An 18,927-nucleotide genomic window follows, 5' to 3' on the forward strand; every position below is an offset into this window, starting at 1 on the left:
CGGTCGGCAGCGATTGTGGCCGCATACATCACTGATTTCTTCGAGCCATGGATGTTTCGAAAGGTCGACTGATTTGTCATCCACCTCCTCACCACTCGCGCTGCCCGAGGCGGCGGATTCATCGACCGGATGGCGGGTGGTTGGCGCAGCACATGCGCTGACCGCCGTAACCTTCGGATCGGCCTATGGCTTCTCGGCCGTCTTTCCTGGCCTTTCGCAGGAGTTTGCCGCATCGCGCGGCGAGATCGCGCTCGTCTTTTCCATATCAGCCTTCGTGTTTTACTCGCTAGGCGCGATCGCCGGCCCGCTTGCCGACCGCTGGTCGTCCCGCATCGTGATAGCGGCCGGCTTGCTGGCGATGATCATTGGCTATGCCGGAGGCAGTCAGGCGCAGTCCCTGGCTTCGCTCTATGCATGGTACGGTGCCGGTGTGGGGGTTGGGATTGGCCTCTCCTACGTGCCGGCGCTTGGCGCGGTGCAATCCTGGTTCATCCTGAAGCGGAGCCGCGCGTCGGGCATTGCGACCGCTGGCATCGGGCTTGGCACGCTAGTGCTGCCATTTGCGATCGGCCGGCTTATCCCGACCCTTGGCTGGCGTGGATGTTTCATCGGTCTGGCTCTTGTCATTGCCGCAGTCGGTCTGCCGGCTGCGATGCTGGTGCGCAAGCGCCAAGACGATGGCAATTCGGCACAGCTGCAAACCGCGAGCCACCCAAGCCCCATTACGGTTTGGCGCAATGGTCATTTCCGCCTGTTTTACGTCATGCTGCTGCTGGCATCGTTCTGCACCTTCATTCCCTATGTCCATATCGTGCCGGCGGCGCATGATATGGGGCTGTCGCTCGAAAGCGGCACGATCCTGATCGCTCTCATCGGCATCGGCAACATCTTTGGTCGTTTCGTACTGGCTGGCCTGGGCGATCGCATTGGTTCCGTGCGGCTCTTGGCGATCCTCACCTTCGCCGTTGCAGGCTCGTTCCTTCTGTGGTCGGTTGCCAACGGCATGACCATGCTGGTGCTTTTTACTCTGACCTTCGGCATGAGCTACGGCGGTTGCGTCGGACTTTATCCCGCCGTCGCGGCTGATCTCTTCGGCACCCGTCATATCGGCACCATGCTGGGCTATCTCTATACGGCCGTCGGCGTGGCCGCCTTGTTGGGGCCGACAATGGCAGGCCTCGTCTTTGACAGGACCGGCAGCTATCTCGGACCAATCCTTTTCAGCATGGCCGCCGCTCTCATCGCCGGTTTCCTGACGCTGCGTCTGCGAAGGGAATAGGACACCGCCGTGGCCGGATGACGAGGCGACTGAAGACGGGCTCACCCGCAGAAGCCTTGAGCCAACAGACCGCCAGCTTCTCGCTGCCTCTATTGTACGTAAACGGGAATGACGGCCGAGGTTTCGTCGCGATAGGGTAGTCGGATCTGGAAACGGTGTTCGCCGCTCTGGATCGGCCAGAAAACCGGACGGTCGGGATCCGTGACGGCAAAGGGCTGCCCATCGACATACCAGACAATCTGCGGCACGCGCGGTTTCACCTCTGCCTTAAGGGCCAGGCGGTTATATGCCGCCGGCTGTTCCGGGTTGCGCCAGATCTGGCTGTTGCGGGCAGGTGTCGAGATTGCGAGATGGATTTGCTGACCGCCATCGTCTCGGCCGGTTGCCAGGCTCGCGGAGGCCGCCCTTGCGCCGACTCCGGCCGTGGCAGGGGTTGTGCCGGCGCCTGTATCCAGATGCGGAACCTTCGCCGTCAATTCCGGCATTTCATTCGGCTTCAGCCATTCGACAAGCGTCTGACTGCAGGTGTTGTCATTTGCCGCGCCATTGACGATGCAAAGATCCACGGGCTTGCGATCCGGCGGCGTTGGAAAGCGCGCGTCGGCAAGGTCTCCGGGCTTGCTCTCATGGACGCGGTCCATAATCGCGTGAACGAGGTGAGCGGCGCTGCTTGCACCGGTCATCCTGTTCATGGTGCCATTGTCGCCACGCCCGACCCAAACGCCAACCACGACCTTCTGTGAATAGGCTATTGCCCAGGCATCGCGATATCCTTGCGATGTACCGGTCTTGATGGCGACGGGAAATGGATATTCCAGCGATCCGTAGCGATGGAAGCTGGGAAGGCGTGCCTGCGGATCGGACAGGAAGGACGTAATCAACCGCGCCGTATCAAGGGAAACGGCGCGCACGGATGGCTGTTGCGGCTGCTCGCTCGCCCAGCGCAGGTCCTGCAGCTGTCCGTCATTGGCGAGTGCGCGATAGGCTCGCATCAGGCTGTCGAGACGGGTGGGCAGTGAGCCAATGGCCATCGACAGGCCGAAGTGGTCGGCCGGAATCTCCAGATCGTGGAGGCCGAGATCGCGCAGAAAGTGGAAGGTGGTTTCGAGCCCGATGCTGCGCAGCAGGTTTGTCGCCGGTACATTGCGCGAGTTGGCAAGCGCCTGACGCGGCAGCATCGGGCCGAGGAATTCGCGGTCGGCGTCGCCTATGCCCGACGCACCTTCGGGCATATCAAGCAACATGTCCGTTGGTTTCAGTATGCCGCGTTCGAGCGCTAAGGCATAGACGAACGGCTTCAGAGTGGAGCCGGGAGACCGCTGTCTCTGCGTGTAGTCGAAAGAGCCGGCATGCCTGCCGTAATAGTTGCTCGATCCCACCTGGGCCAAGACTTCGCCCGTCTCGCGCGACACGACCATGGCGGCGACCTGCAAAGCCCCGGCGGATCGCCAGCTATCAAGGAAACGTCGTGAAAGTGCAGTGACATCGCGCTGCAAGGACAGATCGATCGTGGTGTGGATTAGCGGCGTGTTTGCGGCGGCGGGCTTTATCCGGCCGGTTTCGATGAGGTCATGATAACGCAGGATCACATGCAGCGCATCAGGACGGCGCGGCAGATCGGGCATGCGCAATTCGTTCAACTGCCGATGCGCGATCTCCGCCTCGTCAGTTCCGATGATCTTTTGTGTCTGCAACACATCCAGCACCTGATGTCCGCGCTGAACCGCCCGACGCAATCCGTCGGGCCTGAGCGGGTTCATGCGCGTCGGCGATTGCGGGATGGCCGAGAGCAGAGCGATTTCCGCCCAGGACAAGTCCGTGACCGGCTTGCCGAAATAGAACCGCGCCGCATGGGCGATCCCATGGCTGCCATTCCCGTAGGGAGCGAGCCGCAGATACTGAGCTAATACGGCATGGTGGCCATAGCGCAGGGTCAGCGCAATCCCGGCGCCGGCCTCCAGGATCTTGTGGAAGAAGGTGCGTGCTTCCGGCTGCTGCATGCGTGCGACCTGCATGGCAATGGTGGAGGCGCCTGAGCGCCGCCTGATGGCGCTCAGATTTTGCCAGGCTGCTCGACCCACTGCATAGGGATCGACGCCGGCATGGCTGAAAAAACGCTTGTCCTCCAGGGCGAGCGTCGCCTTGACGAAGCGATCCGGCAGATCCTCCAGCGGCCAATAGCCGTAGTCAATGCGGCCGCTGCCGTCGTCGCTGTGCCCCACCTGCGCCAGGAAGGCGCCGTTGCGATCATAGAGGATGGGAGTTGGCGCGGGTGCGAGGAACTGCGCTCTGGGAACGACGAGGCAGATATAGGCAATCGTGCCGGCGGCGACAGCCAGCAAGCAAAGGGCCGTGAATTTCGATCGGCGGGTTCTCAACAAAGCCATTGCCCGACTAGCCGGAGCCTCCGGCTAGAGTTTTCCTCCGTTCCATGCCGCTACTTCGCCACGACGATCTGAGTAGCGGCGCTCGTTCCCTCGACGCCCTTCCGGTAGATCGCCTCTGCGAGCGCCTGAGGCTGCGTATATGTGCCCGGGATGAGCGCGCGCATCCGGTAGGCGAATGTGTAATTGCCTTTCGGAAGCGTGTCATAGGCGCTGAAGATCTGATCATCGCCGTAGGAAACCCAATCCGCCGCCAAGGTCGGTGCCATCGACGGTGTTGCCTCGGCAGGCGCGGTCGCGATGTTTGGATTAAGGGGATCGAGCCCCGCAGCAAGCGGCATGGTGAGGGCCACATGGGTACGATCCTCGGAGACGACCAGATCAACCCGTTCTTCCAGCACGTCGCCGAGCTTGAGTGTGATCGTGCCGTTGGTATCGGGAGTAAGCTTCTCCAAGGGGGCATTGCCGGCGGGGACGCGGTAGAGCGTGCGGGTGAGGGCGAAGCCTTCACTGCGTGCCTGTGCCTTGTAGCCAGGTTCGGCGGGCAGATAGCTGGTCTCGACCAACGCAAGAGCAGGCAGTGTTCCGCCGTTGTAGATGGTAACGCTGCCCGAATCCAGCGAAACCTGCCGTAACACCGGCGTATTGGCGTCGAGCGTAAGGGACTGCGCGTTGCCGTTCTGCGTCATCGTCACCGGCAGTGGTGTGGTTGGCCGCTGCCAAACAGTTGCAAGGGCGCGGATCGCTGCGGCCGTTGCGTTGGTCGAGCCCCAGCCGTCGCCTTCCCCCAATTGTAACAGGGCATTTTTCAGAGCGGGATAACGCGGATCGCCCTCGGAGGTCAAAGCCGCTGCGCGTACCATTTCGGCAAGGCTGCGGGTCTCCGAGGGCAGGATGATGGGATTGCCGTCATCCTCTGTCTGGCCGTTATAGACCAGCTGACCGTCGCGGGAGAGAATGCGCACGCGTGACCACATCGCATCGGCTAAACCGGCGACCAGGCGCGGATCGGCGTCAGCCACCCCTGCCGCCGCCGCCGTCATTCGAGCGACGCTGACATTCGGCATCTGGGCCGCGGAGCGAGCGAATTCCGCAGCATAGGCCGGGTCGAGTTTGCCGCCATCGGCCAGCGCCGTCAGCGCCTCGACACGTTCGCGGATCTCGCTGCCGGTGAGCAGATGCGGATAGTCCGATCGCAGAGATAGCTTGAGCACGTTGGCAAGACGCTCCGTCAAAGCCTTGTCTGTCGGTTCGCTCGCCTTATCCGCTGCAACCAGGAATGAGTAGGCCCAAGCCGTCAGCGTGACATTGCCTTTGCTGTGAGGCCAGAAGCCAACAAGCCCATCCGCATCCACCGCCTGGGTGATGGCCAGAACGGTGTTGTGAACGTCACTATCGATGCGCTTGTCGAGCCTTGCTGCGGCGAGGATAGGTGTGAAGTTCTTGAAAGCCAGGTCCGACGAGGCCAGCGAGATCCGCTGCTCCGTCGATCCGTATGGCGACGCAACCAGGCTGTTCAACCCCGCGACCAGTTTTACCATCGCCGGATCGGAGGTCAGCGTGACCACACGCTGGAACGATCCTGGGCGAATGGTCTGTTGCGGCGCCGACAGAGTTTTTTCTCCGCCGGCGGGGATCTCGACAATCTCGTAGTGCCTAGTGGGAATGCTGTCGGGCTTCACCGGCAGCGTGATTTCTAAGGCGTCTCGCGAGTGGTCGGCAAGGCGCTCGACACCAAAACGCAGGCGCACATCGTCCTTGCCCGGCTTCTGTTGCGGCACCGAAGCGAGCACGCCGATATGCGCCGGCTTGTTTTGCTCCCAGGTGAAGGAAATATCCTTATCGCCGGCGAGTGTCAGACCGTCGGACGCTATGGTGGCAGCCCCTTGGCCGCCGCCACCCTCGACGATACGGGCAATTACGCCGGCCTCGAATTGATCGCCTTCGCGTAGGAAGCGAGGCAGGGCGGGTTGCGCGACGATTTCCTGCCGGATCAGCATTTCACCGGTGCCGTAGCCGAAACGGTCAGGGCCGCTGACCGCCTTTGCCCGCAGCTTGAACACGGTGAGCGAGTCCGGAAGTTTGACCTTGATCTTGGCCGTACCGTCCGGGCCGATTTTCACGTCGGGAAGATAGATCGGCACGGGCGTGAAGTTCTTGCGAACGGAGATATTGTTGTCGGTGCCCCAGTCCTCGCGCTCGTCGCCTCCGGGCACTTCGTCAAGAGGAATGATGCCGAAGGCCATGTTGCGGGTATCGCGCAACGCCATTGTCGATTTGCGTTTGACGATGAAGTTCGGCAAGGGATCCAGCGGCTGCTCGGTCGCCAGCGACAGGACGGCCTGATCGACCATCCAGAAGGTCGCGTCGCCCGAAATCGGTTGGCCGAGGTCGTCGGCCAGATGCAGCGTCACTTCCACCTCGTCGCCTGGGCGAGCCTTCTTCGGATAGTCCAGCTTGACGGTGACCGTATTCTTGACCGGCTTGACGGTGACCGTCTTCGTCGCCGCGATCGTCACCGGTTTACCCTGGTCGAAAGGCGCGCTCGGCGAAGGGGTACTGTTATCAAGTCGTCCGCGCATAATTAGGAAGTGGACTGGCACTTCCGGCATCTGCTCTTTGCGGACGGGCAGCGCATAGTGGCCGTAACCGTCGGCAATATCGACCCAATTATAGCTGAACTTGCCTTCAGGCTCTTCGACGATCGCCAGAGCGTGCGCCGACTGAAATGGCGACTGGATCAGCAGGTTGGCTGTCTCGCCCGGAATATAGCTATCCTTGTCGGTCGTGACGATTGCTGTACGCGCCGGCGGCTGTGCCCATGTCACCGGCGTGGAGCCGCCGACAAAGAAGTCGACGCTCACTTGCTGTCGACGACCGACGCGGTCGCTGGCTTCGAGCTGGATAATATAGACGCCGGCTTCCTTGGCTTCCAACGCCAGGCTCTGAATATCCTTGGTACTGGTGATCTTGCGTTCCAGCAGAGTCTCGTCGATCTCCTGCGTGACGTATTTCGCCGAGCCCTGGCTGAAATCGCTCGCCTGCAAGGTCGAAGTCCAGTTGCGATGGATGAGACGTGCTGTCATCTCGAGCCCCGCGACCGGATCGCCGTTGCCATCGACAGCCAGAATTTGCGGCTCGATTGCGCCTGGTGCCGGCACGTAGCGCGGAACTTTCAGGCCAAGCACGAACGGCGGAACTGCGTAGACATTTGTGATGCTGCGTACCTGCAGATCGTCGTCGCCCGTGACCGTTGCCTCGATCATGTAGCGGCGGGGCTGCGCCGTGGGTTCGATCGTCGTGTCGAAGCTGATGCGCGAAGCGCCGCCGGCATCCGTGCTTCCGTCCCGCTCGAGCGCGGGCGAGGATTTGAATTCGCTGCCGCCTGAATAGCGGGAGTCCGTCGAGAAAAGGAAGCCGTCGTGCCCGGGAGGCGTCCAGTTGTAGGGATACTGTACGGCTCGCCAATGGATCGGCCGGTTCGCCAGCAAGCCGCCGGCAAAGTAGCGGGCGATCAGATCGACGTTGAAGGAGGCATCGAGGGGTACGGTCTGCGGATTGTTGAGCACGACTTCAAAAGTCGGCAGCCGATAGGCTTCCTTCTTGAAGGAAATACTGCCGCATTGGAGCGTTTGGTCGTTCGTGTCGGCATTGTCTGCCGCTGCGTTATCGTCCGGGGTAGCGGCCTGGGCGCTATCGGGTTGCCCATCCTGTGCCGCGCCGTCATCACCGCCATTGCCGTTCGTCGGCCCTTCGGTGGCATCGTCGCCATCGTCCGACTTTTGTGCCGGTTGATCGTCGCTCGTCGCCTTGGTCGGATCATCCGGTTCGAAATGGACCTGATAGTCGCCCGTTGCCGGCGTCGCAGCGTCGAACTTGTGATAGAAGCTGCCAATTTCATCCAACTTGACGGGTATACGCCATTCCTGCTTGTCAGGGCCGGAGATCACGAGCTGACCGCCCGCTTGTGCGAGGTTCAGATGGCCACCGCGATAGCTGCGGACATAGCCCTTGATATGAACAGGCTCTTCGGGGCGATAAATCGGCCGCTCGGTGAAGACATGGCAAAGCGTGCGGGTCTGCTCCGTGCGATCCTCATTAGGATTGGTGGTCCAGTCCAGCCACGAGGTCGAAGGCTTGGTCCAGTTGTTCTGGGCATATTGCGCCGGAGCGTGATCGGGGTCGATGACCAGCGTATCCAACCCTTTCGTCACGATGACGCGGCGGATTCTTGCCTCGCTGCGCTGCTTGAGATCCCAGGAAAAGAAACCCTTGGCATCCGTCGTCCCGGTCGAGAGCATGACGAACTTGCCGTCCCGCATTCCGTCCAGCCGGATCTGTGCGCCGTCGATCGGGTTGCCTGTTGCGAGCGAAGTGACTGCGAAGCGTACGCGGTCCGGCTCCTCGATTGCGCTGAGGGTGAGGTCGGTCACCTGGACCCGCAGCCAATGGCGGCTCTGGTCGTCCACTGCGCGTAGCCCGATCAGATATGTGCCGGCTTGGTCGGGGCCGAGAATCTTGGCGAAAAGCGGCTTGAGATCGAGGCCAAACTTGCTGTTCACGCCGCCCTTGCGGATCGGCAGATCCACAAGTTGCGACACCGCGGGCGAGCCCAGGTTTTTAATGCGCGCGGCAACAGCGTCGCTCGAAATGTCGTCGATCCCCGCCCATTTCGGCGGTTCCTTGCCCGGCAGCGGCGGCTGGTCGTCATCCTTGGTGGCCAGACCCGCTTGCGGGAAGGGCCAGAAATCGCGAGACAACGGATCTATCGCATGGATCCTGATGTCGGCCCGATCATAGCCGCGACCACGCAAGGGGACGAGCTGTGGACCGAAGCGTTCGACGACGCCCTGCGAGGCGTCCCATGCGAGCGACGCCGGCTCCGGCGAAAACGCGAATTTTCGGCTGAATGCAGCAGCTAGCGGCCGCCCACGGTCGTCCCGCACGGCGCCGGCGGCGACGTTGAGAGTATAGACCTTATCCGTCAGAAAGCGGCCGTGAACATAAAGCCGCCCATTGCTTGCCTGCACCGTCAGGTCGTCGACGGGGGGCGTGACGCGCAGGGCATCGCGGGCGGAAAGTTGATCCCCTGCAACGGGGTTGCCGGAAAAGCGGAAGATCAGGCTGCGGCCTTGGACAGAACGGGCGGTACGCGCCTCCGCATTCCCTTCGTCGCTCGAACCGCTGTCGTCATCTGATGAGCTCGCCGTCGCACCGGACGTGCAGCGCATGATGCCGTCAATCGTTGCGGTGTCGAAGCCGCGCCCGCAGTCGGAATCCGTCATCGTGAAGGGAATAGTCGTGCGCACCCGCAGCTCGAAGGTCTGGTCGGCAAAATCCGGAGTGTCGGCCAATTTCAGCCGCACGAGGACAACACGGCCATCCGGTACGGCGCTGCGAAGCTTCACGACATAGGATTGCTGATCGCTGCGCGCCGTGCGTTCGAGCGGTTGGATGTCTAAATCTTGCGCACCCAAAGTCAAACCGCCTTCGTCGCCAATTCCAGGTGACGGCCGCACTTCGATCGACAGCAGGCGCTTCAGCGCCGCAACATCGACCGGTTCGGCAAATGTCAATGTGACCTGGTCAAGGTCGTTGACCGGATCTGCATCGGCCGCAGGAACGGTGGAGACGGGCAGAGGCAGCAGGGGTATCAGTTCAGCCTCGCTGCCGGCTTCACCGCTATGACCGACCATCTTCACCCTGACACGATCGAGCGGTTTCCATTTGTCGGCTGGGCGGAATTGCAGGGCGCGGGGGCCAAGCCACTGCCAGGCGCCGGCAGCTTGCGGTTCCATCGTAACGAGGCGATCGGGAGCGTCCTCCGGGCCGCCCGCCTTCGGTCCCGTGTCGGTGGGAAAGAAAATCGTCACGGGGTCATAGGCCCTCAGAAATCTCTCGGGCACAATCTTGACGCCATCTGCTCGTTGCAAAACATCGAGGCTCAGCGGTGCGGCCGGTTGCTGCGCCCAGGCGGGCGCTATCAGCGCACAAGAAGCCAGGGACAGGGCGATGAGAAATGCAATCTTTTTCATTGGCTTCACTTCGATCCCGAGGGCTTCAAACCGGCATTTTGCAGATAGTTGTTCACGACTTCAGGCGGCGGTCCCGCCGGTGGCGGCGACAGCCCGACGACAGCCGGCCTGACGACGAGCGTCGGTGCATCCGCCGGGGCTCGCGCTTCGAGCAGGTAAGTGCCCGGCCCAAGTTCTTTCAATTGGTTGATACCGTCACCAAGTACCTGACCCTTGGCATCGAGCAGACGACCGACAGCCAGATCGGGATCGGAGCGTAGGCCGATACCGATATTCCCCCTGCTCTTTACCTCAAATCCGAAGAGGGCGGTTGCGCCGGGCGCGAGCACAATCGCGGTGCCAACGCCCTCGCTCACGGGAATGACTGGCGTCGCCACGATATCCGCCGTGCCTGATAGGGGACCGTCGTGGGTGGAGTAGAGAGTAAGGACAGCCTCGCCGGGCGCGACATAGCGATGAAAAGCAGCGCCCATGGGGAATAACTGCAGATCGTGGCGTCCATTCTGCGCGAGGTCGACGATCACCGGCGCGTCGGTGCTGAGGTCGAGAACCATCGGTTGAGCGGGGGCAAGACGGAACGCCATTGCCTGACCCTCAAGCGCTGCGCTTTGAGGAAGGTCGATCGATTTCGGCTCGGGCTTGGGCCAGGGTGACTTGCCATTGCGTTCCAGCCACAATGCCACCAGCCCGGCTCCATGATCGAGGATCAGCTGGCCGGCGCCCGATAGGGTGATGTTTTGTCCGCGCAGGACCTTGCCGTCGCTTGCGACGAAGGTCGCCGTGCCGCCGGAAACATTTACGATATCCCCTTTCATCGCATCCACGGCGATGGCCTCCGACCCCGCTGTGCCAAAGAAGCGGCGCAGGATCTGATCGGCGCCAAGCGCTGCCGTTTGCCCGGGTGATAGGCTGATGCGGGCGGATGCCGGCGCATTGCTCAGATTGACCAGCCGGATTTCATTGGCTGATGTCGTGACGGTGCGGGACAGCGGCGAGGAGCCTGACCAGACATTCAAAGGTTCGGGATCGGATGGACCTGAGACCACGGCTATGCCAGGCGCCAGGTCGAGCGTCAGCCGCTTCGCTCCCGCCGGCAAATTGAGCGGCAGTGCGCTGAGGGCCGGTATGGGGGCGGCATAGCTGCTACTCAGTGTCACCGCCTCGATTTCAACCACATCGGTCGAGCTTAACCGCACTTGCAGGCTTTCATCGCCTCCTGCGTTCCATAGATGCATATCCTGCTCACCGGCCAGCGCGACGGCACTGTTGGCACCGACACCCATGCCGTGTCCGGCGTTGAGACCGGGTTGTCCAAACGCGGACTGTGCGAACCACAGGCGGACCTTGCCTTGTGGGACGGCGGCCGCCGGAAGATTGGCTTGATCACCTGCGGGCAGCGTCAGCGCAACCTCGCCATCGAGCTTCGCGGGGGTCGCCCGTGCCGAACCGTCCTTGCGGGAGACCAGCCATAAATGCTCCGACTGGGGTGCGAACAGCCCCGATGCGACAGAGCCAAGCGGGCGATCGGTGCTTGCGCCGGCAAGCAGATCCCCGGCGGCATCCAACTGCACCAGCCCTGCTGCGGGCACACGCACAAGCGCGATATTCACCGCAACATCGAGGCCTTCGATAGTTGCGGGTTCCAGCGCAACGTCGCCAAGCGCACCCAATTGGCGAGAGACGCTCTTGGCACCAATCTTGATCGGGGCCGAGCCGCCATCGAGTGTCCACACAGACGCACGCATCTTGGTTCCATTGCCGGAGCTGGGCCAGGCGATGAAAGGCGTGTGGCCACGGGCGAAGGCCTGCGGCTTCCAGCTTCCGTCAGCTGCCAACGTGTCGACAGATAGGACCAGTTCGCTGGTGGACTGTGCCGCTACGAGCGAGAGCCGATCCTTCTCACCTGCCGGCAACGGAAAGGTGAAAACGGAGTTGCCGGTGACTTCGACGCTGCCGCTCGCAGCGAGTTCCGGCTGCGGCAATTCCTGCGGTAGGGCAAACTGAACCTCTGTGCTTGACGCGTTTGTCTGATCGTCGCCATCGGTCTGCTGATCGCCATCGCTGGATGCCGAGGTCTGATCGTCCGAGTTGCCGCCAGATTGGCTGTTGGTGGCGATCGCCTTTTCGAGGGCAAGCGTATAAGATCCGGCGGGCAGGCGACGAGAAAGAGCTATATTCCAGTCGTCGCTGCGGCCGGAGAGCCGTTCGATCACGGTTCCGTCCGATCCCTTCAAGACGGCTTTCAGCTCGTTGCGGCCGAAGGTGCCGAGGCTGACGACACGGTTCTTCTCGACATTGAAGGACAGCAGGCTTGGCAGGTCGACGAAACGCGTCTCGCCGGGCTGCAGATCCTTCGCGTTCAGGGTTATCTCGTAGTCCAGCCGGTCGTCATGGGCGAGGCTGCTAAGGTCGATGCGATAGTGCCCCGCTTTCAACTTGCCGCTGAATTTCGGACTGGCGGCAAATCTCGCAATTTGCTCCTGGTCCCCACGGATCAGTGTGCCGATCATTCCCTCGGTCAGGTCGATGCTGACGTCGGCACTTGCGGCGAGCTCAAATGTCCAGCTGTCCGGAATGCGGGCGTCGCCACCTCCCTGCGGCTCGCGCCACTGGAACTTCTGGGCTTGATTGAAGGCCAGCGGATGCGGTCCGTGACCTTGCGGCTGCGGCGGATCGATGATGGTCGCCAGCCGGGCGACAAACCGGGTATCGACCTCGCGCGGCTGGATCACAAGGCGATAATGTCCTGGCGCGAAATCCTGACTAATCGTCGAGAGAGGGCCGGGAGCCGTCAGTGGCCAGCCATCGGCATCCTCCAGGCGGGCGGAAAGATCGCCCCCGAGCGCATAGAGATCAAACTGATATGAGCCTGCTTTTGCGATCTCTATCGGTACGATGCCGCCGCTGGAGCTGGACAGAACACCGCGACTGCTGCTGTCGGGAACCAACGTCGCAGCCTGCGCAAGCGAGGCTCGTGTCGCGCCGAGACCAAGGTGGCCCGAGGAATTTTGCGCGGAGACATCGACTTGATAACTTCCGGCCCGCAAGTAGGTCAGCAGCAGTGCGTTGTGCCCGTCGCCATTGTCCGATGCGCCGCCGAGCGAGGGCACGGTCGACGTACCCAGCCCCAGCGATGTCTGCAATCGCCCGAATGTTTCGATGCGATAGAGGCCGCCTTCGTCTACGTTGAGCTGATAGGATTTATGAGCATTTTCGGAGAGGTCGAGAAATTGCTTCTGACCCGCGTTCAAGACGGATGGAGCGGCTGACCGCGCTGTCTTGCCGGGAGCCACGTCGTCCGGTTGCCAGCGCACGCCTATCGCGCGGGCCGCAGAAACAGCAGGGAAGCGCAGAGTAAGCACCCGCCCCGTCGCATCGGCATGTTCGTTGCCGACTGCAAAGGCGACGGGTGCGTTGTGCATGTCGAAAGCGGAGATGGTGCCGCCAGCCGGCGCACGGACATCGATGCGCATATCCGTGGGTGAAGCTGGTCGTTGAAGAGCGACTGCGCCATTGTCGGATTGGTCTGTACCCTGCGCCGAGGCACCGGCCGATTGCCAAAGGGCAAGCGGTCTGGCCTCAAGATCGGCCGGCAGGGCGACGGCGCGCGGACCGGTCAGGAGATTGGGAGCGGCATTGGTAACAAGCTCGAGGCTTGTTGCCGACCGGGCTTCCTGGATGCCAAAGGAAATCGTCGTGCGCGCCGGGGAGGCGGGCTGGACGGGTACTGTGAGGCCCGGCGTCCCGAGCGTGAGATCGACGATGCCACTCGCATTCTCGTTCGGCAAAAGACGCAGCAGATAATAGCCTGCGTTCAGATCATAACGGTCCGGGTTCTTTCCGTCGGCGCGGGGAGCATTACCGAGAAGAATCGGGCTGATGTCGGCGTGCAAGGCGACGCCCGACGTACGGATGCCGATCTGGCTTGCCTGCGTCATCTCGAAGAGAAGCGAGGTCGGTCCGCGCAAATTGAACCGCTGCCGCCAGGCTTGGCCGGGGCCGAGATGGGGCATGTCGGTGGTGACAACACTTGCCTTGCCGTTGCTGTCGTTGCGGATCAACAGAGATGTGGCTGGAATTTCGTCTCCGCCTTCTCCCGCAACATCCAGGCTGATGAGATTGGGCACAGAGCCATCGAATTGAGCCTGATTGCCAAAGCGCAGCCCGCGGATTTTGAAATTCTGCCCCTCGTAGCCCGATATTTCGACGATGCCCGGCTGGTTGTCCGTGGGCAGCGCCAGTGTGGCCGATGGCTCGCGGCTGGACTTGCCGATGACGGCACTTCGAAATGCGTAGGTATTGCTGGACATCCTGCCTGCGCGAAGCACGGCCGGCGCCGATTGCGGCAGATCCAGGCGGAATCGGTCGAAATCTGCGGGTGCCTCGAAGCGTACCGACCCAAAAGGTCCGATGACGCCTTCGGCGATTCCGGCGGCAAGCGACGTCGGGATGCCGGTGCGGATGTGGAATGGCTGTGCCGTGTCCGAATTTGCCCAGGCCAGCTTTTCGCCGCCATAGGCGGTGACGAGATAGCGTCCCGGCTCGGCCGTGCCGGTCAATGTGGCTCGCGTCATCGAGAGGCCAGGCTTCAATTCAAAGACCGAAATCGTCGGCGAAAGCGGAACGATGTTGGCGCCCTGGCGCCAAAGCCTCAGATCGTGAAGGGACCGCCCGACGGCGTCGACGTCGACACGCCCGGATTCGGGAACGTCGATCCAGAACGATCTTTGCTGAAGATCGCCCAAATCGGCACTTTCAGAGGCCCCTTTGATCAGGAGAGCGTCCGGCTTTTCAAGCTCCTGATAGGCCTCGGCGGTGAGCTCAACCTTGCCGGATGCGCCCTTGGCTCCGAAAACGCGGATCTTGTACATCCCCTTGTCGAGCAACGCATCGATCCGCCCGTCGCTGACGCCGGGTGCGCCCATCCGCTCCCGCGGCCCGGTCATCATGTCGACGAGCTGGAGCGCAACGCCCGAGCTGCTATGGGCGCGGATGGTGACGCGCCCCGGCGCATCGACCGTCATCAGGGTGCTGCCGTCTTGGTCGGCCGGGAGATTGCTCGACACCAGATGCGGTTGCGATATGGGTTCCGGAAGGGCGCGAGCAGGAGGGATTTGCGGAGCCGATGCGGGCGGCGCTGCCACCCGATACTGTCCTCCGGGGACCTGCGTCTCTTTCAGCGTTGACCTTGCAGGTTCGACAGACAGGTTGGAATCCAGCGTGTTGCCGCCAGCCACGGAGTGCAGCGTATTCAATTCGACAATCCGTGCCTGATAGATCGTCAGCAAGCACTTGGTCAGATGAGCCGGATCGGAATCCGTGCAGGATTTATCTCGATCCGACAGCCACCGGCGTTGTTGCTGCTTCAATTCGGCAAGCTTTACCGGATCGCCGCCGAGATCGCTCGTCGCCTGCCGATAGGCTGCGGCCAGGCTGGTATCCTTAACAATCAAGGGTGGCGAGGCGCAAATCGCTTTTTCGATTGCAGTCTGGGCCTTGCCGCAATCAAAGGATTGCGCCTGGCAAACTGTAGAGAAAAGTCCACAACCGAGGGCAACAAGCATGCGCAGGCTGGAGGCGGTGGCCATGGATAACTCGTCCTTGAAGATGCCGGCTGCTAGTCAATATGGGCTATCTTCTGTCAAGACAAGGGTGCTGCTGCGCTGCTTGAGGTCTCCAATGCGAGAAGAGTATCTTAGATGTGGATCAATGTTACTGAATAGAAATTCAAGGTCTTCGACGTCCATGCCGGCGAGGCCATATCAACTATCGGTCGCATAATCGCACCGGTGGGCCGTGCAGCAGTGGCGATGCCCGCGCATCGCCCATCTGCGACGGAACGGAAATGCGAGTTACCACCCATAGCTGAAAGTGGCGCCGCTCCCGCCATTACCGTCCTGCACCACATCGGTGCTGGTATTTCTGCCAAACTGGAAGATGCCATAGGCATTGTCGTTGCCATTCTGCCGCAGGCTGGCGGAGTGTCCGTTACCTCTCTGCTCGACAATGCCGACGTTGCCACGGCCATACTGAGCGATGCCGGCCAGGTTTCCGTGACCCAGCTGGCGGATATCGGCATCGCGAAACCCGCGATACAGCGAATAGACACGAAGGCCGGTCGAGAAGATATCGGCATCCTCGGCGTTGTCAGGAGCGATATTCACCGAGATCCGGCCTCCGGCATAAGCCGGCGTGGATAAGGTTGCCTGCCCGATGCAGCCGGCAAGAAGCGTAGCGGTAAGGATCTTCAACATAGTGCGGGTCATCCTGGTCTCCATTGCCCGGCTCCATCAGCCGATAACCAACTCTCGCATTCTGCAGCTGAACCCAAATGGAATTGCCTGTTCAGTTATCGTTCAATTCCGCACTGGGAGTCTGACATCACAAAGGGCGCCGGCTTCCCGGCGCCCTTTGTGATGAACTGGATCGAGGTAGATCTGGTCAGATCGAGCCACCGATCCGCTGGGTGCAACGGACGCTGCTGTTACCGGCGGTGACGTCAAGCGTCGCACGGTAGCCGGCGCCATCGGAACCCAGCGAGACGGAACCGAGGGGGGCAGCATGACCCGGAGAGGCGTCGAAGGCGCCGCTCTGATCAATGTTGGAGCCGCCCGAGCCTCCGGTACTTTCAACATGGAAGCGATAGGTGCCGCTGACGGGCCTATCCGTTCGGACAAGGGGCTGAAGAGCCACCATGCCGGCTTGTGGCGTGACGCGGATCTCGCAGCGCAGAGGGCCATCGGTTTGCCCGGAGGTTACCATCGCCGCCAGTGCGCCGACTGGAAGCAGGATCAGGGCGAGCGCCGTGACAAGACGGCGCGGGTGATTGACGATATGTGGCATGGTTCGTCTCCTTGACGTTCCGTCACCGCGGCCATGGGGTGTTTCCCGGGCCGCGTGGCCGTTGCTACCGGTTACGGGCAAGCCTGGACGAAGGCGGCGACATTGCCGCTGCCGCCCTGGTTGACATTGGCGCTGCAGCCGTTCCCGACCTGAACGCCGGCTGCAATATTACCGTTGCCGTCCTGGGTGAGGATGGTCGTGTGGTTGGAACCGAACTGGCCGATACCGGCGACGTTGTGATCGCCATTTTGATAGGTGGCGCCGTAGTTGCCATTGCCCTCCTGGCCGACGGCAGAGAGATTGTGACGGCCATATTGCTGGCCGACCATTCTGTTGTAGCCGCCGTTCTGATAGGTTCTGATCCGGTTCCTGTAGCCCTGCTGGGCGCCGCCGGCCGAGTTCGACCAACCATATTGTTCGATGCGCACATCATTGGCCATGGCAGGGGCGGCGGCGGTCATGCCGACGAGAGCGACGAGTGCGGTTGCGATGAGAGAATTGCGGATCATGACTGCGTCTCCTTTGGCGGACGGGACCGCGTTTGAACGATCTCTTTTTAGATGCGGCAGTTGGAATGGATGCTGAAGGGACCATTCAGTTGGCGTTCATTCGCAAGTGTGGCCGCGGAGGTAGGTTCGTTCCCGAGACGCCGCCGCGTGCCTAAAGGGAAAAACGCTCTCGATAGGCCTGTGGACTGACGCCGAATTGTCGTTGGAACGCGCGCCGCATTGTCTCCTCCGCGCCGAAGCCGCAGCGAAGCGCAACGCGGCTCACATGCGTTCCCTGTTCCAGCTGCCGCCGGGCGCTTTCCAGCCGCATTTCCTCGACGGCGCGCGCAGGAGTGCGTCCGGTCATCCGATGATAATGGCGTGAAAAGCTGCGCACGCTCATGCCGGCTCGTTCGGCGAGATCGGAGAGGGAGAGCGGCCGTTCCAGGTTTTCAACGATCCAGGCATGCAGATCGTCGAATCGGCCACCGCCCTTGTCTTGAAGCAGTAGCGCGGCGCTGAACTGCGACTGCCCGCCGGGCCGCTTCATAAAGACGACCAGCTGACGCGCTACGGTCAATGCAGGCTCGCGGCCGAGATCGGCTTCCACCAGCGCCAGTGCAAGATCGATACCTGCCGTGACGCCGGCCGAGGTCCAGATATTGTCGTCGCGGATGAAGATCGGATCTGCTTCCAATCTGACTTTCGGAAAGCGGTACCTGAACTCTTCGCAGCGCTGCCAATGCGTGACGGCCCGCCGCCCATCGAGCAGGCCAGCGGTTGCAAGCAGGAATGCGCCGCTGCAGACGGAGGCGGTCCGTCGCGCCGCCTGCGTCCGTCTCCTGATCCATTCGATTAAGTGACCGTCCTCGCAGGCTGCATAAACGCCCCAGCCGCCGGGAACGACCAGCGTGTCCAGCGGCGCATCTGCTGATGGTAGTGGCAGCGCGCCGATTGAAAGGCCGGAAGAGGTCTTCACCTGATCGGCGATGCCGACCACGACGGGATCATAGGGCATCGGACGTCCCGCCATTCTCGCCATGTCGTTCGCCGAGGCGAAAACCTGCAAGGGGCCAGCGACATCGAGAAGCTGGCTATCGGAAAAGGTGAGGATTTCGATGCGTCGTGACATTTTGGCGTAAATCGAGGGGTAAATGGCAATCACGCCAAATCTTGACCTGCTAGGCTCTGGAAAGTCAATCTGGAGATTTCAAATGACCTTGCACATCGGCCTTCTTGCCTTTCCAGGCGTTCAGCAGCTCGACCTTACAGCACCCTATGAAGTATTCGCCTCCGCGCAGGGCACAAAGGTTCATCTCGTTTGGAAGGCAGTGGAGCCGCTCATTTCGGCAACCGGCCTTGGACTCAAGTCGACCGTGAGCTTTGCCGATTGCCCGAAATTGGACGTTCTGTGCGTGCCTGGAGGCAGCGGCATCAATGCGTTGCTGCGCGACAAAGTCGTATTGGACTTTATCCGTCAGCAAGCACGAACGGCGCGTTTCATCACCTCCGTCTGCACGGGGTCGCTGGTCCTTGGCGCCGCCGGATTGCTGAAAGGCAAGAGAGCCGCGACGCATTGGAATGCCATAGATTTTCTGCCCCGCTTTGGCGCGACCGCAGTCGATGAGCGGGTCGTGCGCGATGGCAACCTGATTACCGCCGGCGGTGTTACCTCGGGCATCGATTTCGCCCTGACCGTCATCGCGGAACTGTTCGGCGAGAACGAGGCCCGCACCGTACAGCTATCGCTCGAATATGCTCCCGCACCTCCATTCGAGGCCGGCCTGCCGAAGCAGGTAACGCCGGATATCGTCGCCTTGGCACAACAGCGCATGGCTGCTTCGAGAGCTCAGAGAGAGCGGATTCTCGCCGATCTTTGAATGGACTATCGGAGCAAA

At 61.7% G+C, this 18,927-nt stretch carries 9 protein-coding genes; 2 read left to right on the forward strand and 7 right to left on the reverse strand.

What is annotated here, in order from left to right:
- Nucleotides 1–73: 73 nt before the first annotated feature.
- Nucleotides 74–1,279 (forward strand): MFS transporter, encoded by a 1,206-nt coding sequence (locus QD461_RS20540; RefSeq protein ID WP_414089417.1) that lies wholly within the window; start codon nucleotides 74–76, stop codon nucleotides 1,277–1,279.
- A gap of 89 nt (nucleotides 1,280–1,368) precedes the next feature.
- Here QD461_RS20540 and QD461_RS20545 read toward each other — a convergent pair whose 3' ends face one another.
- The 7 genes from QD461_RS20545 to QD461_RS20575 form a co-directional block, all read right to left on the reverse strand.
- Nucleotides 1,369–3,666, reverse strand: a complete 2,298-nt coding sequence (locus QD461_RS20545; RefSeq protein WP_414089418.1) for a transglycosylase domain-containing protein — start codon at nucleotides 3,664–3,666, stop codon at nucleotides 1,369–1,371.
- A gap of 50 nt (nucleotides 3,667–3,716) precedes the next feature.
- Complete coding sequence (locus tag QD461_RS20550) at nucleotides 3,717–9,698, reverse strand: alpha-2-macroglobulin (protein WP_414089419.1); 5,982 nt, start codon at nucleotides 9,696–9,698, stop codon at nucleotides 3,717–3,719.
- A gap of 5 nt (nucleotides 9,699–9,703) precedes the next feature.
- The gene (locus tag QD461_RS20555) at nucleotides 9,704–15,286 is read right to left on the reverse strand and encodes a lysozyme inhibitor LprI family protein (RefSeq protein ID WP_414089420.1); all 5,583 of its coding nucleotides are present in this window, start codon (nucleotides 15,284–15,286) and stop codon (nucleotides 9,704–9,706) included.
- 264 nt (nucleotides 15,287–15,550) lie between these two features.
- Nucleotides 15,551–15,964, reverse strand: a complete 414-nt coding sequence (locus QD461_RS20560; RefSeq protein WP_414089421.1) for a curlin — start codon at nucleotides 15,962–15,964, stop codon at nucleotides 15,551–15,553.
- Nucleotides 15,965–16,139: 175 nt separating this feature from the next.
- Entirely contained in the window at nucleotides 16,140–16,541 is a 402-nt protein-coding gene (gene csgH / locus QD461_RS20565) for a curli-like amyloid fiber formation chaperone CsgH (RefSeq protein WP_414089422.1), read from the reverse strand.
- Between the two features lie 71 nt (nucleotides 16,542–16,612).
- Entirely contained in the window at nucleotides 16,613–17,050 is a 438-nt protein-coding gene (locus tag QD461_RS20570) for a curlin (RefSeq protein ID WP_184705288.1), read from the reverse strand.
- A gap of 151 nt (nucleotides 17,051–17,201) precedes the next feature.
- Entirely contained in the window at nucleotides 17,202–18,161 is a 960-nt protein-coding gene (locus QD461_RS20575; protein WP_414089423.1) for a GlxA family transcriptional regulator, read from the reverse strand.
- Nucleotides 18,162–18,243: 82 nt separating this feature from the next.
- On the opposite strand from QD461_RS20575, the gene QD461_RS20580 reads away from it, so the two are divergent.
- Entirely contained in the window at nucleotides 18,244–18,909 is a 666-nt protein-coding gene (locus QD461_RS20580) for a DJ-1/PfpI family protein (protein WP_414089424.1), read from the forward strand.
- Nucleotides 18,910–18,927: the final 18 nt, after the last annotated feature.

Origin of the sequence: Rhizobium sp. BR 314 (assembly GCF_047445805.1) — a bacterium.
Taxonomy (GTDB): domain Bacteria; phylum Pseudomonadota; class Alphaproteobacteria; order Rhizobiales; family Rhizobiaceae; genus Rhizobium; species Rhizobium lusitanum_B.